The sequence below is a fragment of the Corynebacterium sp. NML98-0116 genome (genome assembly GCF_001767255.1).
Taxonomy (GTDB): Bacteria; Actinomycetota; Actinomycetes; order Mycobacteriales; family Mycobacteriaceae; genus Corynebacterium; species Corynebacterium pseudogenitalium.
Genome location: NZ_CP017639.1, coordinates 1,662,521 through 1,685,415, shown reverse-complemented (window position 1 = coordinate 1,685,415; position 22,895 = coordinate 1,662,521). Strand labels below are relative to the sequence as shown.

The 22,895-nt window shown below is 61.4% G+C and carries 23 protein-coding genes; 17 read left to right on the top strand and 6 right to left on the bottom strand.

All coding sequences use genetic code 11. The features are described 5' to 3' along the window. Positions 1 to 338: 338 nt before the first annotated feature. Positions 339 to 1,085 carry a hypothetical protein gene (locus tag BJP05_RS07690; RefSeq protein WP_070362909.1) on the bottom strand — a complete coding sequence of 249 codons (747 nt, stop codon included), beginning with the start codon at positions 1,083 to 1,085 and terminating at the stop codon, positions 339 to 341. 350 nt (positions 1,086 to 1,435) lie between these two features. On the opposite strand from BJP05_RS07690, the gene gdhA reads away from it, so the two are divergent. The 8 genes from gdhA to BJP05_RS07650 all read left to right on the top strand — a co-directional run bounded on the left by gdhA (position 1,436) and on the right by BJP05_RS07650 (position 10,451). Then, positions 1,436 to 2,782: an NADP-specific glutamate dehydrogenase gene (gene gdhA, locus BJP05_RS07685; RefSeq protein ID WP_070362908.1), complete on the top strand. Its 1,347-nt coding sequence runs from the start codon at positions 1,436 to 1,438 to the stop codon at positions 2,780 to 2,782. Between the two features lie 153 nt (positions 2,783 to 2,935). Beyond that, positions 2,936 to 3,991, top strand: a complete 1,056-nt coding sequence (gene argC / locus BJP05_RS07680; protein ID WP_070362907.1) for an N-acetyl-gamma-glutamyl-phosphate reductase — start codon at positions 2,936 to 2,938, stop codon at positions 3,989 to 3,991. Between the two features lie 59 nt (positions 3,992 to 4,050). Further along, on the top strand, positions 4,051 to 5,211 hold the full coding sequence (argJ, locus tag BJP05_RS07675; protein WP_070362906.1) for a bifunctional glutamate N-acetyltransferase/amino-acid acetyltransferase ArgJ: 1,161 nt from the start codon (positions 4,051 to 4,053) through the stop codon (positions 5,209 to 5,211). A 9-nt stretch (positions 5,212 to 5,220) separates the two neighbouring features. Next, positions 5,221 to 6,156, top strand: coding sequence for an acetylglutamate kinase (argB, locus tag BJP05_RS07670; protein WP_070362905.1), 936 nt, complete (start codon positions 5,221 to 5,223; stop codon positions 6,154 to 6,156). Continuing rightward, positions 6,153 to 7,337: an acetylornithine transaminase gene (locus tag BJP05_RS07665; RefSeq protein WP_070362904.1), complete on the top strand. Its 1,185-nt coding sequence runs from the start codon at positions 6,153 to 6,155 to the stop codon at positions 7,335 to 7,337. Before argB ends, BJP05_RS07665 begins: the two co-directional genes overlap by 4 nt. Positions 7,338 to 7,494: 157 nt before the next feature. Beyond that, positions 7,495 to 8,670: an ABC transporter substrate-binding protein gene (locus BJP05_RS07660; protein ID WP_070362903.1), complete on the top strand. Its 1,176-nt coding sequence runs from the start codon at positions 7,495 to 7,497 to the stop codon at positions 8,668 to 8,670. Between the two features lie 49 nt (positions 8,671 to 8,719). Continuing rightward, positions 8,720 to 9,664 carry an iron ABC transporter permease gene (locus tag BJP05_RS07655; RefSeq protein WP_168156197.1) on the top strand — a complete coding sequence of 315 codons (945 nt, stop codon included), beginning with the start codon at positions 8,720 to 8,722 and terminating at the stop codon, positions 9,662 to 9,664. Positions 9,665 to 9,668: 4 nt separating this feature from the next. Next, on the top strand, positions 9,669 to 10,451 hold the full coding sequence (locus tag BJP05_RS07650) for an ABC transporter ATP-binding protein (RefSeq protein WP_070362901.1): 783 nt from the start codon (positions 9,669 to 9,671) through the stop codon (positions 10,449 to 10,451). A gap of 5 nt (positions 10,452 to 10,456) precedes the next feature. On the opposite strand, the gene BJP05_RS07645 is transcribed toward BJP05_RS07650, so the two are convergent. The 3 genes from BJP05_RS07645 to BJP05_RS07635 are packed head-to-tail and all read right to left on the bottom strand — an operon-like array spanning position 10,457 to position 14,273. After that, positions 10,457 to 10,936: a response regulator gene (locus tag BJP05_RS07645; protein ID WP_070362900.1), complete on the bottom strand. Its 480-nt coding sequence runs from the start codon at positions 10,934 to 10,936 to the stop codon at positions 10,457 to 10,459. Continuing rightward, on the bottom strand, positions 10,911 to 12,821 hold the full coding sequence (locus BJP05_RS07640) for a sensor histidine kinase (RefSeq protein ID WP_084028604.1): 1,911 nt from the start codon (positions 12,819 to 12,821) through the stop codon (positions 10,911 to 10,913). The genes BJP05_RS07645 and BJP05_RS07640 overlap by 26 nt, the downstream gene beginning before the upstream one ends. Further along, on the bottom strand, positions 12,822 to 14,273 hold the full coding sequence (locus BJP05_RS07635; RefSeq protein WP_070362899.1) for a DASS family sodium-coupled anion symporter: 1,452 nt from the start codon (positions 14,271 to 14,273) through the stop codon (positions 12,822 to 12,824). It abuts the gene before it with no gap. Between the two features lie 54 nt (positions 14,274 to 14,327). Between BJP05_RS07635 and BJP05_RS07630 the strand changes: the two genes are divergently transcribed. Beyond that, positions 14,328 to 14,693 carry a hypothetical protein gene (locus tag BJP05_RS07630; protein WP_070362898.1) on the top strand — a complete coding sequence of 122 codons (366 nt, stop codon included), beginning with the start codon at positions 14,328 to 14,330 and terminating at the stop codon, positions 14,691 to 14,693. Here the strand turns inward: BJP05_RS07630 and BJP05_RS07625 are convergent. Beyond that, positions 14,690 to 15,619: a cation diffusion facilitator family transporter gene (locus BJP05_RS07625; RefSeq protein ID WP_070362897.1), complete on the bottom strand. Its 930-nt coding sequence runs from the start codon at positions 15,617 to 15,619 to the stop codon at positions 14,690 to 14,692. The two genes, BJP05_RS07630 and BJP05_RS07625, sit on opposite strands and share 4 nt — an antisense overlap. A gap of 442 nt (positions 15,620 to 16,061) precedes the next feature. On the opposite strand from BJP05_RS07625, the gene BJP05_RS07620 reads away from it, so the two are divergent. The 8 genes from BJP05_RS07620 to BJP05_RS07585 all read left to right on the top strand — a co-directional run bounded on the left by BJP05_RS07620 (position 16,062) and on the right by BJP05_RS07585 (position 22,537). After that, positions 16,062 to 17,237 carry a DMT family transporter gene (locus BJP05_RS07620; RefSeq protein WP_070362896.1) on the top strand — a complete coding sequence of 392 codons (1,176 nt, stop codon included), beginning with the start codon at positions 16,062 to 16,064 and terminating at the stop codon, positions 17,235 to 17,237. Positions 17,238 to 17,370: 133 nt separating this feature from the next. Then, a complete protein-coding gene (locus tag BJP05_RS07615) occupies positions 17,371 to 17,673 on the top strand; it encodes an urease subunit gamma (RefSeq protein WP_070362895.1) in 303 nt (100 codons plus the stop codon). Positions 17,674 to 17,686: 13 nt separating this feature from the next. Then, a complete protein-coding gene (locus tag BJP05_RS07610) occupies positions 17,687 to 17,995 on the top strand; it encodes an urease subunit beta (RefSeq protein ID WP_070362894.1) in 309 nt (102 codons plus the stop codon). A gap of 33 nt (positions 17,996 to 18,028) precedes the next feature. Beyond that, on the top strand, positions 18,029 to 19,741 hold the full coding sequence (gene ureC, locus BJP05_RS07605; protein WP_070362893.1) for an urease subunit alpha: 1,713 nt from the start codon (positions 18,029 to 18,031) through the stop codon (positions 19,739 to 19,741). A gap of 99 nt (positions 19,742 to 19,840) precedes the next feature. After that, entirely contained in the window at positions 19,841 to 20,314 is a 474-nt protein-coding gene (locus BJP05_RS07600; RefSeq protein ID WP_070362892.1) for an urease accessory protein UreE, read from the top strand. Continuing rightward, entirely contained in the window at positions 20,295 to 21,011 is a 717-nt protein-coding gene (locus BJP05_RS07595; protein ID WP_070362891.1) for an urease accessory protein UreF, read from the top strand. The genes BJP05_RS07600 and BJP05_RS07595 overlap by 20 nt, the downstream gene beginning before the upstream one ends. Before the next feature lie 22 nt (positions 21,012 to 21,033). Next, complete coding sequence (gene ureG, locus BJP05_RS07590; RefSeq protein ID WP_070362890.1) at positions 21,034 to 21,654, top strand: urease accessory protein UreG; 621 nt, start codon at positions 21,034 to 21,036, stop codon at positions 21,652 to 21,654. A gap of 4 nt (positions 21,655 to 21,658) precedes the next feature. Further along, positions 21,659 to 22,537, top strand: a complete 879-nt coding sequence (locus tag BJP05_RS07585) for an urease accessory protein UreD (RefSeq protein ID WP_070362889.1) — start codon at positions 21,659 to 21,661, stop codon at positions 22,535 to 22,537. Here the strand turns inward: BJP05_RS07585 and BJP05_RS07580 are convergent, their stop codons facing one another. Beyond that, a complete protein-coding gene (locus BJP05_RS07580) occupies positions 22,538 to 22,867 on the bottom strand; it encodes a helix-turn-helix transcriptional regulator (protein WP_070362888.1) in 330 nt (109 codons plus the stop codon). Positions 22,868 to 22,895: the final 28 nt, after the last annotated feature.

The window sequence follows — 22,895 nt, the reverse complement described above, 5'->3', positions numbered from 1 at the left end:
GGCTGACTATCAGTCGAGACAGGTTTGATGCTTAATTTTACCGCACCGTCAAACACGCTTTCTACCCTCTGTATTACTCGGTACGCCCCAAGTGAACAGTTCGAGCATTACATCCATCGCCTTTAACTCACTGTTCGTTAGGGTGGGTGTTTAGAAGACTGAAATGGTAGCGGCGTGGTGAGTATCCGGTGAGTATCCGGTAACACCTGAGTGAATATCCGGTAGCGGAGTATGTAGCCGTTTGTTTCGCTTCGCAAACTTGCGAACGAGCGGCAGTGCCAGGAGCCGCTCTTCGCTAATTGCGCAGAGATGAACAGCGGGCAAGCAGGGCACCAGGTCTAACTGTCCCAGTCCACCGCCCAGGGGTCTTCCTCTTCTTGCTCGTCCATGAGGGCGTTGATCGGCTCCGTCAGGTGCTGGTCAATCACGGTCCAGGCGGCATCGTTCTGGTCTTGCAGGAAGATCTGTACCATCGCTTCTCTGCTGCGCGGGATGTCGGCGACGTCCTTCGCCCACCCGGCGAGACGCAACACCCTCTTCGCCTGCGCGATCAGGTCCGCCTCCTGGTTGAGTTCCAACCACAGCTCCTCGACGGCCTGCGGGCTGTGGTCCCTCCCGAGCGTTTTCAATGCTTCCTCGACGGTGGTTTTCATGACGGCGTCGACAACCCAGGCGCATTCTATAGATGGGTAGTGGTAGCGCATCATCCCGACCACCTTGTACGGATTCCCGTCGGCGACCTCCAGGGCTTTAGCCGCGAGTTGACCAGCTTGGTATTGGCGGAACTGGAACATCACCCGGTAAAACGCCTGGTCTTTCTCCTCCTGGATCCCTGGTGTCTCGCGCAGATAATTGAATACGTTTACTTCCATTGCGCGGTGTTCGTCGCTAAGCTCGCGGAGCATTGTGTAGGCCGTTGGCTCGTTCGCGTTGTCCGGATCGGTGATTTTCAAGTACTCCACGAGGAAGAAGATCGAGGTGCTATCGCGATCGGTCATTGGCAGATCCCAGTCGGAGCCACCGTAAATGTCGGGGACAGGGCGTTTCGGGTAGCCATGGAACCGCACTGTGGGCGTTGTTGTCATGATTGGTCTCCTTCGGGGTCGTTGGTGTTGCTGCAATGTAGCGAACGGACCCGACATTTCGGTGGGCAAGCACGCGGGCAGCGCTGTATCGGTCGTGCTGTTGGCTCGTTTTAGCAGGTAGAGGTCGGGATACAGCGTCCATATTGGCGAAGGCGTGTTCGAGTGGGGTGTGCGGGGTGGGCGGAGGGGTGTCGAAAAGCAGCGAGGGGTATGGGCGCGAAAAATGTGACTTATGTCCCAAAAGTTTGCGTTGTTTTCTGCTGCGCTGCTCGTGCAATGAGGGAAAACTAACAGGGGTCCAGCCAATGAAGTGCTCGCCACGGAAGGGGCGCCACGAAGAAAGGATTCACATGTCTATCGATCAACAGATCTCTGACTATTACGGCAAATTGCAAAAGAGGAACGCGGGGGAACCGGAGTTCCACCAGGCGCTCGCGGAAGTGCTTGACTCCCTCAAGATCGTCCTCAACAAGGATCCTCACTACGCTGACTACGGACTCATCGAGCGTCTTTGCGAGCCAGAGCGTCAACTTGTGTTCCGCGTCCCGTGGGTCGATGACAATGGGCAAATCCAGGTCAACCGCGGCTTCCGCGTGCAGTTCAACTCCGCGCTCGGCCCATACAAGGGCGGGCTGCGGTTCCACCCGAGCGTCAACCTGGGCATCATCAAATTCCTGGGCTTCGAGCAGATCTTCAAGAACTCCCTGACCGGCCTGCCAATCGGCGGCGCGAAGGGTGGCTCCGACTTCGACCCGAAGGGCAAGTCCGACGCCGAGATCATGCGGTTCTGCCAGTCCTTCATGACGGAGCTGCACACCCACATCGGCGAATACCGCGACGTGCCAGCCGGTGACATCGGCGTTGGCGCCCGCGAGATCGGCTACCTCTTTGGCCAGTACCGCCGCCTGGAAAACAGCCACGAGTCCGGCGTGATCACCGGCAAAGGCCTGAAGTGGGGCGGCTCCCTCGTGCGCACCGAGGCAACCGGCTATGGCCTGGTCTACCTCACCTCCGAGATGATGCAGACGCACGGCGAGTCCTTCGAAGGCTCCAAGGTTATCGTGTCCGGCTCTGGCAACGTGGCTATCTACGCTGCGGAGAAGGTGCAGCAGCTCGGCGGCGTGGTTGTGGCCATGTCGGACTCCTCCGGCTACGTCACCACCCCGAACGGCGTGGACATCGAACTGCTCAAGGATGTTAAGGAAGTGCGCCGCGGGCGCATCTCCACCTACGCGGCTGAGGCCGGCGAGGGCGTCGAATTTCACCGGGATGGCAACGTGTGGGAGGTCCAGGCGGATGTTGCCCTGCCGTGTGCCACCCAGAATGAGCTCAACGGTGACGACGCCAAACTCCTCGTGGACAACGGTGTCCGCTACGTCGCCGAGGGTGCCAACATGCCGTGCACCCCAGCGGCTGCCCACTACTTCCAGCAGAAGGGGATCGCGTTCGCGCCGGGCAAGGCCGCCAACGCAGGTGGCGTGGCCACCTCCGCGCTGGAGATGCAGCAGAACGCCTCGCGCGACTCCTGGTCCTTCGAGTACACCGACCAGCGCCTGCACGAAATCATGTCGAACATCTTCAAGACGGTTGATCGCACCGCGAAGGAGTACGACATGGAGGGCGACTACGTTGCCGGCGCGAACATCGCGGGCTTCAAAAAGGTCGCTGACGCGATGCTGGCGCAGGGTGTTATCTAACCTGCATGATTATGCCCTAATGGCATAAAATACGCGTTCACTGCCCACTGCCGATTTCGTTTCGGTAGTGGGCAGACGTGTTTCCGGGGGTAGGAGGAAAGAAATTTTCCTGAATAACATACAGTGCGCCGTATATCTGTTACGCTGCCGTGTATGTCAGGGCAAAAAGTGTTGAACGTAGCAGTCGCGGGCGCTACCGGGTACGCCGGCGGCGAGATCCTCCGCCTGCTGCTCGGCCACCCGGCATACCTCGCGGGCGAGCTCGAGATCGGTGCGCTCACCGGAGCCTCCAACGCGGGAGCCTCGGTAGCGGAGCTCATGCCGCACCTGCCCGAGCTCGCCGACCGCGTCATCGAACCCACCACCGTAGAGGTGCTCGCGGGCCACGACGTCGTCTTCCTCGGCCTGCCGCACGGGCACTCCGCGAAGATCGGCGCGGCGCTGCCGCCAGAGGTCACCGTTATCGACTGCGCCGCCGACTTCCGCCTACGCAGCGCCGATGCTTGGCAGCACTACTACGGTTCCGAGCACGCCGGTTCCTGGCCGTACGGCCTGCCGGAGCTGCCCGGCCACCGCGAGCAGATTGCGGCTGCCACGCGGATCGCGGTGCCAGGATGCTTCCCTACGGGCGCGACCCTCGCGGCATGGCCCGCGGTGGCATCCGGCCTGGTTGCACCGGACCTGACTATCGTCTCCGTCACCGGGGTGTCCGGTGCCGGCAAGAAGGCAAGCGTTGCCATGCTGGGTGCGGAAACGATGGGCTCGCTGAAGGCCTACAGTGCGGGCGGTGCTCACCGGCACACCCCGGAGATCCAGCAGAACTTGCAGGAAGTAGCGCAGGCTCCGGTCGGCATCAGCTTCACGCCAGTGCTTGCACCGCTGCCACGCGGCATCCTCACCACCGTGGTCGCACCCCTTGCCCAGGGCGTGGACGCTGCGACTGCCCGCGCGGCCTACGAAGCCGCCTACGCGGGCGAAGCGTTCATCACCCTGCTCCCGGCAGGGCAGCAGCCGCAGACGCAGCACGTGGTTGGCTCAAACATGTGCCACGTGCAAGTGGAAGTGGATGAGGCGGCCAAGAAGCTGGTAGTCACCAGCGCCATCGATAACCTCACCAAAGGCACCGGCGGCGGTGCCGTGCAGTGCATGAACCTCGCACTCGGGCTCGAGGAGACCGCGGGACTCTCGCGAGCCGGGGTGGCCCCGTAACCGCCAGCCCTATTCCACCTCCACTTCTTCTCGTACAGGACCGTAAAGGACATTTCATCATGAGCACTACTGGTGTTACCGCCCCCAAAGGATTCAGCGCCGCCGCAACCTCGGCCGGCATCAAGACATCCGGCAAGCCGGACATGGCCGTCGTGGTCAACGAAGGGCCCAAGCAAGCGGCCGCAGCCGTATTTACCCGCAACAAGGTGTTCGCAGCCCCGGTCAAGGTCAGCCGCGAGGTAATCAAAGGCGGCGCGCTCCAAGCCGTCGTGTTTAACTCCGGCAACGCCAACGCCTGCACCGGCGCGCAGGGTGTGGAAGACGCCAAGGCAATGCAGCAGCTGACCGCCGCAGGCATCGGGGCGGACGCCTCGCACATCGCGGTGTGCTCCACCGGCATCATCGGCGACGTGCTGCCGATGGACAAGGTTGAGCACGGCATCGGGGTCGTTGTGAAGCAACTCGGCGACCATGGCGCGGACGCCGCCGTCGCCATCAAAACCACGGATACTGTGGCGAAAGAGGTCGTCGTCAATGGTGACGGGTGGACGCTCGGCGGGATGGGCAAGGGCGCCGGCATGATGGCGCCGTCGCTGGCCACGATGCTCGTGTGCATCACCACGGACGCAGACGTCGAGAGCCAAGCGCTGCAGGCCGCGCTCGAGCGCGCCGTCGCCACCACCTTCAACACCCTCGATATCGACGGCTCCACCTCCACCAACGACACCGTCATCGCCATGGCCAGCGGCGCAAGCGGCGTCACCCCGACGCAAGAGGAACTCGACGCCGCGATGCAGGACGCCTGCTCGCAGCTCGCAGCCATGATGCAGTCCGACGCCGAAGGCGTGACCAAGCGCGTGGCCATCACCGTCGAAGGCGCAGCCGACGACGCCCAGGCGCTCAACGCAGCCCGGACAATCGGGCGCGACAACCTAGTCAAGACCGCAATGTTCGGCTCCGACCCGAACTGGGGCCGCGTGCTCGCCGCCGTCGGCATGGCCGAGGCCGAGATGGACGCCGAGAACATCTCCGTCACCTTCAACGGGCACACCGTGTGCGCGCAGTCCGCGGGCGCGCCGGGCGCACGCGATGTGGACTTGAGCGGGGCGGACATCGAGGTCGTCGTCAACCTCGGCACCGGCGGGCAGGGCAGCGCCACCGTGCGCACCACCGACCTGTCGCACGCCTACGTCGAAATCAACTCCGCATACAGCAGCTAGGAGGCAGTCGTGTTACCGAATCTCAGCAGCGAGCAGCGGGCAACCGTCCTGGCAGAAGCACTGCCGTGGCTGCAGCACTACCGCGACAAAATCGTCGTGGTCAAGTACGGCGGCAACGCCATGATCGACGAAGACCTCAAGGCCGCGTTCGCCGCAGACATGGTCTTCCTGCGCACCGTCGGCGCGAAGCCCGTCGTCGTCCACGGCGGCGGCCCGCAGATCAGCGCGATGCTCTCCCGGCTCGGCCTCGACGGCGGCGAGTTCGTCGGCGGCTTCCGCGTCACCACCCCGGAGATCCTGGACGTGGTGCGCATGGTGCTCTTCGGCCAGGTCGGGCGTGACCTGCTGGGCAAGATCAACTCCCACGGGCCCTACGCGGTGGGCACCTCCGGCGAGGACGCCGGCCTGTTCACCGCGAAGCGCCGCACCGTCGACGTCGACGGCGAAACCCGCGACATCGGGCTCGTCGGCACGATCACCGACGTGAACCCCGCCGCCGTCATGGACATCATCGAGGCCGGGCGCATCCCGGTGGTCTCCGGCATCGCGCCGGGCGAGAACGGCGAGGTGTACAACATCAACGCCGACGAGGCAGCTGGCGCACTCGCCGCGGCGATCGGCGCGGAGCGCCTCGTGGTGCTCACCAACGTGGAGGGCCTCTATACAGACTGGCCGAATAGGGACTCGCTGCTGTCTAAGATCGAGGCCGGGGACCTCGAGCAGATGCTGCCAGCGCTGGACTCGGGCATGATCCCCAAGATGGAGGCGTGCCTGACTGCAGTGCAGGGCGGGGTGAAAGCCGCCCACGTCATCGACGGGCGCGTCGCGCACTCCGTCCTGCTTGAGCTGCTCACGATGGGCGGGGTGGGCACCATGGTTCTGCCAGATGATTACGACCGTTCCCAGTACCCGGACGGCACCATTTTTAGAAAGGATGACGCATGAAGGACTTCACGCAGCGTTGGGCGGGCGCGCTTTTAGATAACTACCCGGTTCCGCCAATCGAGCTCGTCGAAGGTTCCGGTTCCACCGTGACCGACGCGGATGGCAAGCAGTACATCGACATGCTGGCCGGCATCGCGGTCAACGCGCTCGGCCATGCGCATCCGGCAGTGGTCGAGGCGGTCACCAACCAGCTATCGACGCTCGGCCACGTCTCGAACCTGTTCGGCTCCGCACCCGTGGTCAAGGTCGCCGAGGCACTCCGCGAGCACGTCGGCGACAACACCGCCCGCGTCTACTTCGGCAACTCCGGCACCGAGGCCAACGAGGCCGCGTTCAAACTCGCGCGCCTGACCGGCCGCCGCCGCATCCTCGCAGCGCAGCACGGCTTCCACGGCCGCACCATGGGCGCGCTCGCCATGACCGGCCAGCCCGACAAGCAAAAGCCGTTCGAGCCCCTGCCCGCCGGCGTGGAGTTCTACCCCTACGGCGACATTGAGGCGCTCACCGCACTCGTGGAACAGAACCCTTCGGATACCGCGGCCATCATCCTGGAGCCCATCCAGGGCGAGACCGGCGTCATCCCCGCCCCGGAAGGCTTCCTCACCCAGGTCCGCGAGCTGTGCGACAAGCACGGCATCCTCTTCATCGCCGACGAAGTGCAGACCGGCGTCGGCCGCACCGGCGACTTCTTCGCCTTCCAACACGAGGGCGTGCTCCCGGACGTGATCACTATGGCCAAGGGGCTCGGCGGCGGCCTGCCCATCGGCGCGACGATCGCCCGCGGCGAGGCGGCGAAGCTCTTCACTCCGGGCAGTCACGGCACCACGTTCGGCGGCAACCCCGTCTCGTGCGCGGCGGCCACGGCAGTGCTGGCCACCATCGACGACGCTTTCCTCGAGGAGGTGCGTCGCAAAGGTCAGGTGCTTTACGACGCCGCCTCGAAGATCCCGGGTGTCAAGGCAGTTCGTGGGCGTGGGCTCATGCTCGGCGTGGTGCTGGAGCGGCCGGTGGCGAAGCGCGTCGTCAAGCTTGGCCTTGAGCACGGCGTGATCCTCAACGCGCCGGCGGATGACGTGATCCGCCTGACGCCGCCGCTGGTGATCAGCGACGAGGAGATCGCGCAGGCGGCTCAGCGCCTCGCGGCCGCGATTGCGGAGGCTTCAGAAGAGGTCTCACAATAAATTGACAGGCTTGACGTATCGCTTTCACATGTGCTGTAATTTGGTTGTTCAATTTATTAATTGAACATTTGCTAGTTGGGTGGAGCCATCCACCCTTGCGCCTTCACATTCCTTGCTCGGAATCGGTGCAACCAAACCACAGTGAAAGTCGATACATATGGCCTTCTCCGCGAAGAAATCCCTCCCAGCTGTAGTGCTCTGTGCCGCGATGATGTGGACAGTGACTGGGTGCAGTAGCCCTGCGGACAACGAGACTGCCTCGGAAACGAGCCAGACCGCCGCAGATGCCTCGCATGCAGTGACCATCATGGACATCACCGGGAACACGATTCAGCTGGAGAAGCCACTCGAGCACGCAGCCATCCAGCTTTCTGGTTCAGGCGGGCCGCTTTTGACGATGGCGGCCCTCGACCGGGACAACTACACGTCCAAGATCGCTGCGATGGACAAGGGCCTTGAGTCCAACCGACAGGACCTGTGGGACCTTTTGCTTAAGGCGAACCCGGAGCTTGCTGATATCCCGAAGATTGGTGATGCGACGAAGGATCAGATCTCCGCCGAACAACTTTTGACGATGGGTGTCGACGGAGTCATTGCTCCGGTTCGCCAGAAAGCAAAGATGGATGTCATCGCTGAACAGACTGGCATCCCGGTAATCTACATCGATTACCACAGCCAAAAGCTGGAAAACCATATTGAGTCCACCAAGATCATCGCTGAAGCCACCGGGCTGACGAAGAATGTCGACGAGATCACGAAGTTCTACGAGGACGTCGTCGGCGATATCGAGGAGCGCGCTTCGAAGCTGGACCGCACCACGTCCGTCTACTTTGAGACGACCTCGAACGGCCCAACCGAATTCGGCAACACCTACGGCGCCGGCATCATGTGGGGTGCCATCCTGGACGCCGTTGGCGCGGACAACATCGCGACGCACTTTATGGCTGCGGACGACGCCGAGGCGCTCTCCGCCGAACAGGTCTTGGTCAGCAACCCGGACAAAATCGTGCTCTCGGGTTCCCTGTGGGCGAACCAGCCGGACTCGGTCAAGATGGGCTTCTCCGTCTCCAATGAGGAGGCGCTGGCCTCGATGGAGCCGTTCCGCCAGCGCGAGGGCTGGGACAAGCTTAAGGCAATCCAGAACAACGAGCTGTACGCGATTGGTCACCCTATGACCCGCGAAATGCTTGACTTCTACTCCTACGCGCAGCTTGCCAAGCTTTTCCACCCGGAGGAGTTCGCGGACCTGGATCCGGAAGCGCTGATCAAGGAGTACTTCGACAAGTACATGCCGATCCCATACGAGGGAACCTGGTTCATCAAGTATGAGTAAGGCAAGAACAAAAAGCCTCCCGAAAGGACTGCTGGTCGCATTTGCCATTTTGGCGGTCGTAGTCCTTTTCGTGGTGGATCTTTGCGTCGGCCCCGCCAACATCAAGCTCTCGAACTTCTCTGCCGTGCTAGATCCTGATTCGGTTGAGCACATTGCGTTTTTCCGCATGCGCATGCCGGCTGCCCTCATGGCAGTTGGGGTGGGGATGAGTCTGGGGTTGGCGGGTGCCGTGATGCAGACGATCCTGAATAACCCGCTTGCCAGCCCGTTCACGCTTGGCGTGTCCTCGGCGGCAAGCCTTGGTGCTGCCATCGTGTTCGTGATGGCGCTGCCGATGGTATTTGTTACCGGCGGTGCGCTGGTGCTCGCACTGCTCTCTGTGCTGGTGATCTTCGCGGTGGGCAAATATATCGAGATGAGTAACTCCTCACTGGTGCTCGCGGGTATCGCGCTGAATTTTCTTTTCGATGCCTTCCTGTCTCTGATCCAGTACCGCGCATCCGAGGAGAGCCTGTCGTACATCGTCTTCTGGACGATGGGCGGGCTGACCCGCGCCTCCTACCCGCAAGCGTGGATTCTGCTCTCCATGTTCGTCGTAGTCTTCGCGGTGCTGCTGCGCAACGCGTGGAACCTGACCGCGCTGAAGTTCGGCGAAGCCCGAGCCGAAGCGCTCGGCGTCAAAGTCGGGCGTGTGAAGATCCTCTCCCTCGTCTTGGCCTCGATCCTGACTGCGCTGGCGGTGAGTTTCTGCGGCAAGATCGGCTTCATCGGCCTGGCCGCGCCGCACCTGGCGCGCCGACTGGTCTCCGAGGACCAACGGTTCTACCTGACCAGCTCCGCCATTCTTGGTGCGATGATCCTGCTGGTGTCCTCGATCCTCTCGAAGCTGATCGTCCCGGGCGTTGTGGTCCCAATCGGCATCATCAGCTCGATTATCGGTATCCCGTTCTTGGTCTATGCGCTGACAAGCCAGCGCCGTCAAAGGGCGGTGTAGCGGCATGATTCGCGTCAAGAACTTCTCGTTCGACTACGGCGAGCGCCAGATCATCAAGGACATCAGCTTCCAAGCCAAACCCGGCGAGGTCACCGTGTTGATGGGACGCAACGGCGCGGGCAAGACCACGCTGATGACGTCGATTGTCCGCTCACACAACCAGCGGCGCGGCAAGAAGATCTCCGGCGACATCGAAACCACTGGCACCATTTCCTACCTGAACCAGCACACGGAGGGTGACCTGCCGTTCACGGTCTTCGAAACGGTGATGATCGGCAAAGTATCCAAGCTGGGCATCCGCACCACGCAGGAAGACATCGACGACGTCAACGAAGTGCTGGACATGCTGGAGCTGCAGCCTCTCCGCGACGTCGCGATCCGCAACCTCTCCGGCGGGCAGCGCCAGAAAGTGTTCATCGGGCAGGCGATGGTGAAGCGCCCCGAGATTCTCCTTTTCGACGAGCCCACCTCCGCCCTCGACATCGAAAACCAGTACCGCATCCTGCACCAGATCAAGGACCTCACCGTCCAGCGCAACATCACGACGGTGGTGACCCTACACCAGATCGACCTGATTGAGCGCTTCGCCGACCACATCATCGTGCTGCACGAGGGCCAGATCTACGCCGAAGGCTCACCCGCCGAAGTGTTTACGAAGCAGACGTTCCGCGACGTCTACTCCGTCGAAGCGATCCTGGCCGGGGTCAAGGACCGGATCCTCTTCGGGTTCGACCTCCTCGACCACCCGAAGATTCCGCCTGAGCACACCCCGACTTCGATCCACTAGGCCCGCTAGTCCCGGTGGCGGGTAAGTGTCAGCGCCCGCTGCTGGTCAAGCACATCGAAGTAGGGCAGCGGGTCTATGTCGAGCGCCTCCACGTAGTCCGTGAGCATATTGCGCACCACCTGGTGGAGCTCCTCGACGTCCCACGGCTTGGCGATGTAGTAGTCCAGGTTCGCCTCGTTCACCGCGTGCACAGTGTCCTTGAGCTGCGCCTGCCCGGTGACCAGCACCTTCCGGGTCGCCGCGGTGCGTGGGTCCTGCATCATCTGTACTAGGAACTCCACGCCGGTGGTCCCGGGCATGCGGTGATCACACAGCGCGAGCGCGAGGAGGTCGCCGTCGTCGCTGAGCTCGTCGATAACCTCCCATGCCTCGTCGGCGCTGGAGGCAACCTCCAGGCGGACGGTGTCCGCAAACGAGAGGAGGTCGCGCTCAAGGGCGGCGCGCACTTCGGCTTCATCTTCAAGAATCAGAATGGTGAGGTTCATGGTGTCTCCTTGGTCCGTTGATACGTAGGCGAACGCTGGCTTGGGTGCCCCGCGGGGAGGACTCCAGCGTGATGGTTCCGTGGTGCTTATTGATGATGCTTCGGCACACACTCAGGCCGATCCCCATCCCGAAGCGCACCTGGCCGTTCTTCGTGGTGAATCGGGGTTCGAAGAGTCGCTCGAGGCGCTCGCCGGGGATGCCGGGGCCGTCATCAATAATGTCGACTTCGATCCAGCCCGGCTCTGGCGCGCTGGTTCTGATCGTGACTGTGCTGCCAACGCCCGTGTCTTGCATTGCCTCGGCGGCGTTGGTCAGCAGGTTCGTCCACACCTGGGCCAGCTGGCCCGGCATGCACGTGATGTTAGGCAGCTCCGCGTAATCGCGGATGACCTCGACGTTATCGAGTCGGTGCGAGATGAGGCGCAGCGTGTCGTCAATACCCTCGTGGACATTGACGTCGGTGACGGGGTCGCCGTCTGGGCGCGCGTACGAGCGCAGCGAAGCGACGAGTTCCGTGATGCGGGTCGCCGCGGTGGAGAGGTTGCGCACCCCAGTGCCGATCGCCGCGGCGCGCTCGATGGTGTCGAAGTCGAGCCTGCGGGAGCGGGCCACCTGCTTGGCAAAGGCGTCGTCGTGAAGCCCGGCGAGCACCCAGCGTTGCGCGAGCGCGCGGTCACCGATGATCTCCGTGAGCTCACGCCGCAACCTGCGTGCCTCCTTCGTACTCACCGAGGGAGCTAGTTTCGCCTGGTCAAACGCCTTCAGTACGCCCTCGCGCCACTTCCGGTTCGGGCTCGAAGCCAGCAGCGTATCGACGTCCTCTCCGAGATGCGCCGCCGTTCGCTCAATCGCGGCCATCGGGTTGTTCAACTCGTGGGCAACCCCCGCCGCCAGCTCGCCGAGCGAGGCGAACCGGGCCTGGCTCATCAACTCGCGGCGGGCCTCCTCCAAATTGCGCAGGGCGGTGCTCAGCCGCGCCCGCTCCTGCTCAAGCTCCACGGTCATCTCATGCTGGTGCACCTGGCTGTCCTCGGAGCGGCGCAGGCGCCGGTCGTAGGAGCGCACCAGCAACACAGCGAGCATGCGGTCCAGGCCAGGGGCGATGTCGAGCAGGTAGTTGAGTTGGTCCATCGGCAGCTGCACCGCGGTGACCTCCGTCGTGGTGCGGGCGGTAAAGAACCCGATGCGCGTGCCCGCCAGCGCCAACAGGCCGATGACCAGGCCCGTCGAGCCGCGGTGCATCGTGATGTCGCCTGCGTCCGTGTTGCGCTGCAGCACCACCTCGCCCGAGATAGTCAAGATGACCTCCTCGACCTCCTTGCCCTCCGTGGTCAGGTTCACCCCGGGAGGAAACACCAGGCGTGGCTGGCGCCCAAGGTGGCGGTCGGCTGCATCAATAATGCGCCCGACAATCTCCTCGTTTGTCAGTTCCACATCCAGGGCCGGCGCGGCCGGCTGGTCGTACTTCGACGCCAGCTCGGGGTTGTCGTGGTAGCGCGACGCCCAATAGCGGGTGAGCTGCTGCTGCAGGTTCCGTGCCAGGGCCTCGTCGTGGATCTCCGGCGTGTACACCAGCATGTCCAGCCTGCCCAGCTCGCTGAGCCGGTCCAGGCCCGACACCGTCGGTGCCGTGGTCAGGACGATGATGCGGGTGTGTTCGTAGTGGGCGTCGTCAAGAAATTTGACCAGCGGGTGATCGGCGGTGAGCCCGTGCTCGTGCACCGTGACGGTGACGAGCGCGAGGTCGTCCGTGCGAGGCAAGTCCGTCAGCGACGGGTAGGTGAGCACCGTATGCGTGCCGCCGAACGCGTCGCGCACGATGCTCTGGACGGTGCGCGACGCCTCCGACGCACCGATGACCGCGATTGTTGAGTGTGGAATCATCTACAGCAACCCCAGCAGCGTCCATACTGACGGCATCACGAAGATCAACAGCAGCGTTGCCACCGTGCCCACCACCAGGCCGACCTGCGCCATCTGTGGGATGGTGATCTCCTTCGTGGCGTACGCAATCGCGTTCGGCGGGGTGGAGATCGGCAGCGCCATACCCAGCGAGCAGGCGATCGCCACAATCACCGCGATGAGCATCGGGCTCGGCTCGGACAGCGTGATCGCCAGCGAGACCGCCAGCGGCACCAGCAGGTTCGCCGCCGCCGAGTGGGAAATGACGTTCGCCATGGCAAACCCGATCAGGCCCAGCAGCGCCAGGATCATCATCGGGCCGAGCACCTTCCAGTTCACGGAGCCGACCAGCCAATCGTCGAGGCCCGTCGCACCGACGCCCGTGCCCAGCGCAATACCGCCGGAGACCAGCCACAACACCGGCCAGTCCAGCGCCTGGACGTCCTTGCCCTTCATCACTTTCAGGCTCAGCAGCGCAACGACGGGGAAGAAACCGACAATATTCGAGGAAATCCCGTGCAGCGGCTCGCTCATCCACAGCGCAATCGTCAGCCCCGCCACCGCGTAAAACAGCTTCGCGTTCGACGACGTATCCCAGGACGCATCCATTGCAATCGAGATCCGCGTCTCCGAGGGGATGAACGCAATGCACAGGAACAGCCACGCAAACACCAGCACAACCAGCATGAACGGGACGGCAAGCAGCATCCACTGCGCGAAGGACACCTTGATGCCGTACTCCGCCAGCGCACCAATCGCGATCGCGTTCGGCGGCGTGCCCACCGGCGTACCGATGCCGCCCACATTCGCCGCCAGCGGAATCGACAGCGCCACACCCGCGCGCACCTTACCCGGCGGCAGCGTGCGCAGAATCGGGATGACCACCGCGAACATCGTGGCCGTCGTCGCCGTATTCGACATAAACATGCTCAGCAGCGCGGTAATCAGCATGAGCCCCAGCACCGTCAGCCGCGCCTTGTCCGGGAACGGCCGCAGCATAATCGCGGCCAGGTTCTTGTCCAGCCCGAACTTCTCCGCGCCATGCGCAATCATGAACCCGCCCAAGAACAGGATGATCACCGGGTTCGCCAGCGCCGCAAAGTAGTCGGACGCCGGCAGCACCGTCTCCTTCAGCGCCTCGGCGCCACCCGTCGGGTCAACGATGGCGCCCTTTGAAAGCAGGATGACCTCGAAGAAGATCACTAGCACCGCGGTCGCGGTCAGCGGGATCGGCTCGAGGATCCAGAAGACAATCGCTAACAGGAAAATAGAAAGCATCCGCTGGCCGGGAGCCTCGAGGCCAGGGATGTTGAAAAAGAAGGGGAGCGCGAAGAGCACGGCGCCAAGAATGAGGCCCGCCCACTGCTTTTTCGAAAGGGAGGGGGCGCGCTGCTGGAGCGCCGGTGGTGGAATCGTTCCATGCTGTACAGCCATACCTCTGTATCTTAATCGTATGACCAGCGAATTTCGGTGGTTAGAATAAGCAGAATGAAACACTCAAAGCTTTTCGTCGCAGCACTCGCCGCCGCCTGCGTATCGACGGCCACTTCGTGCACCACCCAGCCCCTCCCATTCGAGCAAACACCCGCCGCACCGGCTTCGCAGGAAGCAGAGACCGCGCCCGATGCCGATCCAGGCGTGATGGACGAGCCCGCCTTCGAAGACGCCATCATTACCATCTGGTCAAAGACAGACGAGATGCGGGGCATCGGCGTGCCCGAGTCCGAGATCGAAGATTTACAGGCCCGCACCGACAAGCGCGACGAGTCGATGGGGAAGCGCGCAATGTTTTACGTCACCGAGGCTGACAAGCTCAGCGAACAGTATGCGTCAGTGACTGAAAACGGTTCTTAAGCCCAGAGCGGTCCGGTGCGGGTGTGGTACCCGGCAGGCTCCACATGCACGATCGTTTCCGACTCACCGATGACCGCAGTGATGCCATCCTCGATGGCGTCGGCGTGCTCGTGGGAGTACGCCACAGTCCACCCGCCGGGGACCTGCACGACGAGGCTGATAAGCCGATCGCGGCCAAACGCAGCCGTGCGCACCGACGTGAACTCGACGTCGTGCTCGGCAGCGTAGCTATTAAGGAAGCCGTGCAGCTTCTCCAGCTCATCTTGCGGCAGCGCTTCCGAGAGCAGCCCAAGAATGGCGCCTTTGAGCAGGCGGTAGCCGGTGAACAGGACGTTGAAGCCGACGCACAGCGCGATGATCGGGTCGAGCAGCTGCCAGTCCGTAATCCAGACCGCCGCGATGCCGACGATCACTCCGACCGTGGTCCACACGTCAGTGAGGAGGTGGTGGCCGTCGGCGTCCAGTGTTGAGGAGCGGTACTTCTTCCCAGCTTTCACCAGCGCGACGCCCACCGCGAGGTTTAGTACCGTGGCGGCAACAGAAAACGCCAGGCCGATACCGATCTGCTCAACCGGCTGCGGGTGAATAATGCGCTGCACGGACGTATAGATAATGGCCACGGACGCCACCAGAATCAGCGAGCCCTCCACCTGCGCGGAGAAGTACTCGGCCTTCGCGTGGCCAAAGTTGTGGTTTTCGTCTGCGGGCTTGGCGGAAAGCTTCAGTGCCCACAGGCCGACGAGGGCAGCAACCAGGTTGATCACGGACTCGATGGCGTCGGAGAGGAAACCGACTGATCCCGTAATGCCGGCCGCTGCCATCTTCAAAGCAATGGTGATGACGGACGCTGTGATGGAGAGCCACATAAACCGTTCGAGGAGCCGCTGTTCTCGTTTACGTTCAGCATTGATTTCGGACAAAGGCATGTCTGCTTTCCGCCTCCCTATATCTGACCTGCAATATGTTAACAGTGCGGTCGGGGAGGGGTATGGGACCAGGCGAACCGGGAAAGGTTGAAAGTTGGACCTTAAAAGCTCCCAGGAAACTTTTGAATGTTGATTTATAAAATAATGAAAAAACAACAGTATGTAATTCAATCGAACCATCGAATCTCGGATATTCAATAAAGGGGTAGAGGGTTTCTATTTTTGGCCCAATTTTCGGGACATTTTTGGGAAATCTGCAGCTGACAGTACATTTGTACTGTTTAAACACACCCCAATGCGGGGGTAGTCGAAATGTATAAAAATATGAAAGGGGCTTTTATAAAGTCGCTCGGAGGGGGATTATATATGCAATAGTTTGAAAGTTATGCAAATAGTGCCTTAGGGAATTCTGAAATGTGTTTCGGAATGTATTGTGTTTGGCATGTCAAATACTTCTAGCGCCACTACGGCAGCGGACATCAAGGGTCCGCCAATCAAACCAGTGAGCCACGGCAAGGCAGTGTTGTTCCTTGCCCTTGGTACAGCATTCCTTGCCGGTACCCCGTTGTGGGTAAAGGCCACAAACATGGATCCCGCCACGCAGGCCTTCCTGCGCGTTGTGCTCGGTTGCCTCGTGTTGATCCCGTTCGGTGTTATGGAAATCCGCAAGAAAGAATCCCTGAGCAAGAAGGGCATCATGCTCTCCATTGCCTCGGGTCTCTTCTTGGGCGTGGACTTCACATGCTGGAACTACTCCATTTTCTACGTAGGCGCTGGTGTTGCCGCGATTCTGCTGAATCTGCAGGTCATTATCGTGCCGATGCTTACGGCAATCTTTGATAAGTACAAGATTCCGCCAGTGTTCCTGATTCTTGTTCCGATCATGGCCGTCGGTGTGCTGTTGACCGGTGGCGTATTTGAGGCGGCGGAAGCATCCGGCGGCCCGGAGAGCATTTACGGCATCAAGACCGCGACGCTGGGCACCATCTTCGGTTTGACCTCCGGCGTGTGCTACTCGTTCTACCTCTACCTCTCCCGCAAGGCTGGTACCTCCGCACGTAAGGACCTCTACGTCCAGCCGATGATGTACACGATGGCAGCGCAGGCTGTTGCGCCTACCATTGTTGCGCTCTTCATCTCCCCGCGTGGCGGCTTCGACTTCGTCAATGGCGTCTTGATCGACGGTCAGCTCCCATTGGTTGACCCGGAGACCACAGTCGGCGACCCACTGACTGCATGGAACTGGTTCAACCTGATCTGCTTGGTTATCCTCGGCCAGGCGTTGGCGTGGACCTTCGTCCAGTACGGCACGGTCTGGCTCGACCCAACCCTGTCCGCAGGTATCCTGCTGCTTTCGCCGGTGACCTCCGTTATCATTGCGGCCCCGCTGTTCGGCGAGATCCCATCGGTACTGCAGATCATCGGTATCTTCCTGATTTTGGGTACAGTGGCATATCAAAATGGGATGTTCACAATGTTTTCAAAATCGAAGATGAAACCGGACCACGAGAATCCCGACCATTCGCTCGATGAACAACTCGTCAGAGAGGGATTAGCGCCCGGACACTCACCGGAAGAAGCCTCGGATAACCCGAAGAAGCATCACCATCACCACTAATTCGGAGTAGGTTCGGGGCGAACCGAAAAAATTTCACACAATGAGTGAAAACTGAACCCCGTCTGTTCCGAAAGGCACAGACGGGGCGTCGGCAAATAATCGAATATCAATCGTCAACGAGCAAGGAGAAGAAATGAAGCTGACCCAACGCGAACAGGAAAAGCTGCTCATCGTGGTTGCTGCTGATGTGGCACGTCGCCGCAAGGAACGCGGCGTGAAGCTGAACTACCCAGAGTCGGTAGCCCTCATCACGGATTACCTCATGGAAGGCGCCCGCGATGGCAAGACGGTAGCGCAGCTGATGTCCGAGGGCATCCAGGTGCTTACCCGTGACGATGTCATGGAAGGCGTTCCAGAGATGATCTCTGACGTTCAGGTTGAGGCAACCTTCCCTGACGGCACCAAGCTTGTCACTGTCCACAACCCAATCCGATAAAAGGAGACTATCCATGATTCCAGGCGAGTACTTCATCACTGAAGGCAAGGTCATCCTGAACGAAGGCAGCGAGCCAATCACGCTTGAGGTGAAGAACACCGGCGACCGCCCGATCCAGGTCGGTTCCCACTTCCACTTCGCAGAGGCAAACAGCGCCCTCGAGTTCGACCGTGAAGCTGGGATGGGCAAGCGCCTCGACATCCCGTCGGGCACCGCAGCCCGTCTCGAGCCAGGCGATTCCCGCACTGTTGAGCTGATCGACTTCGGCGGCAAGCGCGAAGTTCACGGCTTCAACGGCCAGGTCAACGGCCCAGTCAAGTAAACGGATTACGAAACCTTTAAGGAAGGGAACAAAATGGCATTTGAGATGGATAGGCGTCAGTACGCCGAGCTTTACGGCCCACACACCGGTGACGGCGTCCGCCTCGCGGACACCTCGCTGATCGCACGCGTTGAGAAGAACCTGCTGAAGCCAGGCGAAGAAGTCAACTTCGGTGGCGGCAAGGTTATCCGCGACGGCATGGGTCAGAACTCCCGTGTTACTGGTGAAGAACTGATTCCGGACCTCGTCATTACCGGCCCGATCATTATTGACTACACCGGTATCTACGTTGCTGACATCGGCATCAAGGACGGCAAGATCCTCAAGATCGGCCGTGCAGGTAACCCAGATATCCAGGACGGCATCGACATCGTTGTCGGCGTCGCAACCGAGGTCATCGGCGGCGAGGGCAAGATCGTCACCGCTGGTGCAGTGGATACCCACATTCACTTCATTTCCCCAGAGCAGGTCCTGGCTGCGCTGGACAACGGCACCACCACGCTCATCGGTGGCGGCGTTGGCCCGGTTGATTCCACCAACGCAACCACCGTCTCCGCTGGTGCGACCAACATCAAGCACATGATCGAGGCTTCGGTTGACTTCCCGGTCAACGTTGGATTCCTGGGCAAGGGCCACGCGTCCGCGCTCAACCCGCTGCGTGAGCAGATCAAGGCCGGCGCTATCGGCCTGAAGATTCACGAGGACTGGGGCGCAACCGCGAACACCATCGACAACGCGCTCAAGGTCGCGGACGAGATGGACGTCCAGATCGCGATCCACACCGACACCCTCAACGAGGGTGGCTTCGTGGACAACACCATCAAGGCAATTGACGGCCGCGTCATCCACACCTTCCACACCGAGGGTGCTGGCGGCGGTCACGCGCCGGACATCATTGAGCTGGCTGGCCACTCCAACGTGCTGCCAGCGTCGACCAACCCGACGCTGCCGTACACCCACAACACGCTGGAAGAGCACCTTGACATGATCATGGTCTGCCACCACCTGAACCCGGATCTTCCGGAGGACGTGGCGTTCGCAGACTCCCGTATCCGCAAGGAGACCATCGCGGCGGAGGACGTCCTGCACGACATGGGCATCCTCTCCATCACCTCCTCCGACTCCCAGGCAATGGGCCGCGTCGGCGAGGTCGTGCTGCGCACCTGGCAGGTCGCTGACCGTATGAAGCAGCAGCGTGGTCCGCTCGAGGGTGACTCCGAGGGCAACGACAACGAGCGCATCAAGCGTTACGTGTCCAAGTACACCATCAACCCAGCGATCGCTCACGGTATCGCGCACGCAGTCGGTTCCGTTGAAGAGGGCAAGCTTGCTGACCTGGTGGTCTGGGAGCCGGCACACTTCGGCGTCAAGCCGCTGCTCGTGCTCAAGTCCGGCTACGTTGCACGCGCAGAGATGGGTGACTCCAACGCATCCATTCCGACGCCACAGCCACGTACGATGCGTTACTCCTACGCGGCATACGGCGATGCAGTTCGTCGCACCAGCGTCACCTTCCTGCCGACGGCCGCATTCGAGGCCGGCGTGCCGGATCAGCTGAACACGAACCGCAGGTTTGTTGAGGCGAAGGGCATCCGCAACCTCTCCAAGGCAGACATGAAGTACAACTCCGAGACGCCTGACATCAAGGTCGATCCGGAGACCTACGTGCTGACCGTCAACGGTGAGGAAATCCACTCCGAGCCAGCTGAAGAACTGGCTATGGCACAGCGCTACTTCCTGTTCTAAGGTGGACGTGTAGCAGAAGCGAGCGGGGGCAGCAGACGCTGCCTACGCTCGCTTTTTCTCTTTCTGCGACAAAAACTATTGAAAGGTACTTATCGTAAAATGATCGTTACTGAGATTCTCGGCAACGTGAATACAACCGAGGGTATTGATGCGTCGAACTGCGACTACGTCGTGTTCGACAACGAATCCCGCGTCAAGCGCATTCAGCGCCTGACCACCGAGCAAGGCACCGAGCTCGGCATCCGTCTCGACAACGACTTCCGCGAGTTCGTCGACGGTGACATTCTTGCCCGCGAGGGGGACAAGCTGATCGTCGCGAAAATCGCGGCTTCCGATGTCCTGGTGATCGAACCTGCAACGATCCGCGAGGCGCTCGAGGTTGCGCACGCGCTCGGTAACCGCCACCTCCAGGCACAGTTCTTCGCCGCAGGCGAGAATGCATTCGACAAGGACGTTATGGTTGTGCGGTACGACCACACCGTCGAGCACCATATCCAGCACACCGGTGTGTCCTACCACCGCGGTGAATACGTGATGCCAAAGGCGTTCCGTCATGCAGAGCACACCCACTAATCGCAGCCAGCTCGTCGTCTGGCACCTCACCGACTCCGCCCTGCCAACTGGTGGCTTTGCGCACTCCGCGGGCATGGAAACGTACCTGCAGCGTGACGTCATCCGCGACGCCGACACGTTCGCGACGTGGCTGCGCGGCTACCTGTACCAGGCCACGTTTAATGACGCCCTGGCGGCCAGGTTCGCCATCGAGCTGCAGCAGTCTGGCCTGTCGGAGGCGGAGCGCGTCGAAAAGCTCGCTGAGCTCGATGCCCTGGTGCATGCGACGCAGACGCCGAAGGAGCTGCGCGCCGCGATGCAGTCGATGGGTCGGCGCATGTCGAAGGTTGCCAAGATTGTCGACGCCAACGATGCGCTCGTCACCGAGTACGACCGCGGGCTTGCGGTCCGTGAGTACAAGGGCAACCCCGGCATTGCGTTCGGGCTGGTGCTCGGCGCGGCTGGCGTGGAGGAGTACACCGCTGTCGAGGCGTACCTCATGCAGCTTGCGACTTCGATGGTGCAGAACGCGATCCGCGCGATCCCGCTCGGCCAGGACGCGGGCCAGCGTCTGCTGGTTGGCGTGTATGACTGGGTGTCGCGTTACGCCGCGGTGACCATGGAGCACACGATCCACGACTTGGGTGTGGCGGCGCCGGATATGGAAATTGCGCAGATGGAACACGAGTTCCTGCACTCGCGAATGTTTATGTCTTAAAACTTGGAAGGAAGATAGAAGTATGTCAGTAATCAAGATTGGCGTCGGTGGCCCTGTCGGCTCCGGCAAGACGCAGCTCATTGAGCGTATTACGCGCGCCCTGGAGGGAGAGATCTCCATGGCCGCGATTACCAACGACATTTACACCACCGAGGATGCCCGCATCCTGGCTCGCGACGGCGTGCTGCCGGAGGACCGCATCATTGGTGTTGAGACCGGTGGCTGCCCGCACACCGCTATTCGCGAAGACACCTCGATGAACGAGGCCGCCTACGAGGAGCTTCTGAACCGCCACCCGGACCTGGAGCTGGTGTTCATGGAGTCCGGCGGCGACAACCTGTCCGCGACATTCTCCCCGGAGCTCGTCGACTTCTCGATTTACATCATCGACGTTGCGCAGGGCGAGAAGATTCCGCGCAAGGCAGGCCAGGGCATGATCAAGTCCGACCTGTTCGTGATTAACAAGACGGACCTCGCTCCGTACGTTGGCGCGGACCTGCAGGTCATGGCCGACGACTCGAAGAAGTTCCGCGGTGACAAGCCGTTCGTGCTGACCAACCTCAAGACCGACGAGGGCCTTGACCAGGTCATCGAGTGGATTCGTCGAGATGTGCTTATGCAAGATCTCGACACCAAGGCGTAGCTTGATGTGGGGCGAGTCAAGCGCGGTCTTCACTCACGAACCGCCGCATGAGGAAACTGGTGTACTGGAGCTTGGTATCGGCATTGGCGGTACTAAGTCCGTAGCGAAACGGCAGTACCACGAGGGTGCGTTCAAGATCATCCGCCCGCACTACCTGGATGATTCCGGGCAGGTCTACTACACCATCGCGAACCCCGGTGGGGGATACGTTGGTGGGGACGTGTACCGGATGGAAGTCGAAGTAGAGCCGGACGCGTCCGTGCTTTTGACTGACCAGTCCGCGGCGAAGGTGTACCGCACCCCGGACGACTACGTTGTACAGAACGTGGAGTTCACCCTGCACGGCAACGCCGTGATGGAGTACATCCCGGATCAGCTGATCCTGTACCGGGAGGCGGACTTCCGCCAGCAAATTACCGTCAACATGGACGCGGAGTCGCAGCTGTTCATGTCGGACATCGTCACGCCGGGCTGGTCGCCGGATGGTCGCCAGTTCCTGTACGAGCAGGCGCACCTGCGTAACGTCGTTCGTGTCGACGGCAAGCTGGCCGTCGTGGACAACGTGCGCATCGAGCCGACGAAGGAACTCTTCAACGACGTGAAGGAGTCCTTCCTGGGGCAGCACACCCACTTCGCAACGGCGATCTGCATCGACCCGAACATGACGCCGGAGCTGCTGGAGAAGGTCCGGGATGCAGTGCGCAACTCCCTGGAGGGCAAGGGCACTGCGAGCGCTTCGGTCACAGAGACCGAAGTTCCTGGCTTTGTGCTTCGCGGTGTTGCTGACTGGACGGAGGACCTGATGCGCATCATCAAGGCTGCGGCGAACGTCGTTCGCGCCGAGACGCGCGGCCAGGCGCCGATCGACCTGCGCCAGTACTAGTTACTTGCTATCGGCCGAATCCGGGCCATGTCCATGTTCGTGGGCATGGCCCGCACCTATCCAGTGCAACAGCTCGTGGATGTCATTGTCCGCGATGGCGTAATAGATGCTGCGGCCGTCTCGTTTCGAGGACACAGTGCCGTTGTTCTCCATCGCGCGCAGCGCGGCGGACGCGGTTGCGATACGAAGCTCGGTGACCTCCGCGAGCTCGGTCACGGTCAGCTTGTGCTGGCCGGCGTGGTGAATCGCAGCAAGCAGCGTCAACCGGGTCTGGTCCCCAAGGATCTTGAAAATCCCGGTCCAATGGGGGAAATCTACTGACTGGGCCACTACTGAAACCTTTCTGGAATCCTAAAAT

Coding starts and splice junctions, on each gene's coding strand:
- BJP05_RS07690 (WP_070362909.1), bottom strand. CDS start 1,085: ATGACAACAACGCCCACAGTGCGGTTCCATGGCTACCCGAAACGCCCT.
- gdhA (WP_070362908.1), top strand. CDS start 1,436: ATGTCTATCGATCAACAGATCTCTGACTATTACGGCAAATTGCAAAAG.
- argC (WP_070362907.1), top strand. CDS start 2,936: ATGTCAGGGCAAAAAGTGTTGAACGTAGCAGTCGCGGGCGCTACCGGG.
- argJ (WP_070362906.1), top strand. CDS start 4,051: ATGAGCACTACTGGTGTTACCGCCCCCAAAGGATTCAGCGCCGCCGCA.
- BJP05_RS07665 (WP_070362904.1), top strand. CDS start 6,153: ATGAAGGACTTCACGCAGCGTTGGGCGGGCGCGCTTTTAGATAACTAC.
- BJP05_RS07660 (WP_070362903.1), top strand. CDS start 7,495: ATGGCCTTCTCCGCGAAGAAATCCCTCCCAGCTGTAGTGCTCTGTGCC.
- BJP05_RS07650 (WP_070362901.1), top strand. CDS start 9,669: ATGATTCGCGTCAAGAACTTCTCGTTCGACTACGGCGAGCGCCAGATC.
- BJP05_RS07645 (WP_070362900.1), bottom strand. CDS start 10,936: ATGAACCTCACCATTCTGATTCTTGAAGATGAAGCCGAAGTGCGCGCC.
- BJP05_RS07640 (WP_084028604.1), bottom strand. CDS start 12,821: ATGATTCCACACTCAACAATCGCGGTCATCGGTGCGTCGGAGGCGTCG.
- BJP05_RS07635 (WP_070362899.1), bottom strand. CDS start 14,273: ATGGCTGTACAGCATGGAACGATTCCACCACCGGCGCTCCAGCAGCGC.
- BJP05_RS07630 (WP_070362898.1), top strand. CDS start 14,328: ATGAAACACTCAAAGCTTTTCGTCGCAGCACTCGCCGCCGCCTGCGTA.
- BJP05_RS07625 (WP_070362897.1), bottom strand. CDS start 15,619: ATGCCTTTGTCCGAAATCAATGCTGAACGTAAACGAGAACAGCGGCTC.
- BJP05_RS07620 (WP_070362896.1), top strand. CDS start 16,062: ATGTCAAATACTTCTAGCGCCACTACGGCAGCGGACATCAAGGGTCCG.
- BJP05_RS07615 (WP_070362895.1), top strand. CDS start 17,371: ATGAAGCTGACCCAACGCGAACAGGAAAAGCTGCTCATCGTGGTTGCT.
- BJP05_RS07610 (WP_070362894.1), top strand. CDS start 17,687: ATGATTCCAGGCGAGTACTTCATCACTGAAGGCAAGGTCATCCTGAAC.
- ureC (WP_070362893.1), top strand. CDS start 18,029: ATGGCATTTGAGATGGATAGGCGTCAGTACGCCGAGCTTTACGGCCCA.
- BJP05_RS07600 (WP_070362892.1), top strand. CDS start 19,841: ATGATCGTTACTGAGATTCTCGGCAACGTGAATACAACCGAGGGTATT.
- BJP05_RS07595 (WP_070362891.1), top strand. CDS start 20,295: ATGCAGAGCACACCCACTAATCGCAGCCAGCTCGTCGTCTGGCACCTC.
- ureG (WP_070362890.1), top strand. CDS start 21,034: ATGTCAGTAATCAAGATTGGCGTCGGTGGCCCTGTCGGCTCCGGCAAG.
- BJP05_RS07585 (WP_070362889.1), top strand. CDS start 21,659: ATGTGGGGCGAGTCAAGCGCGGTCTTCACTCACGAACCGCCGCATGAG.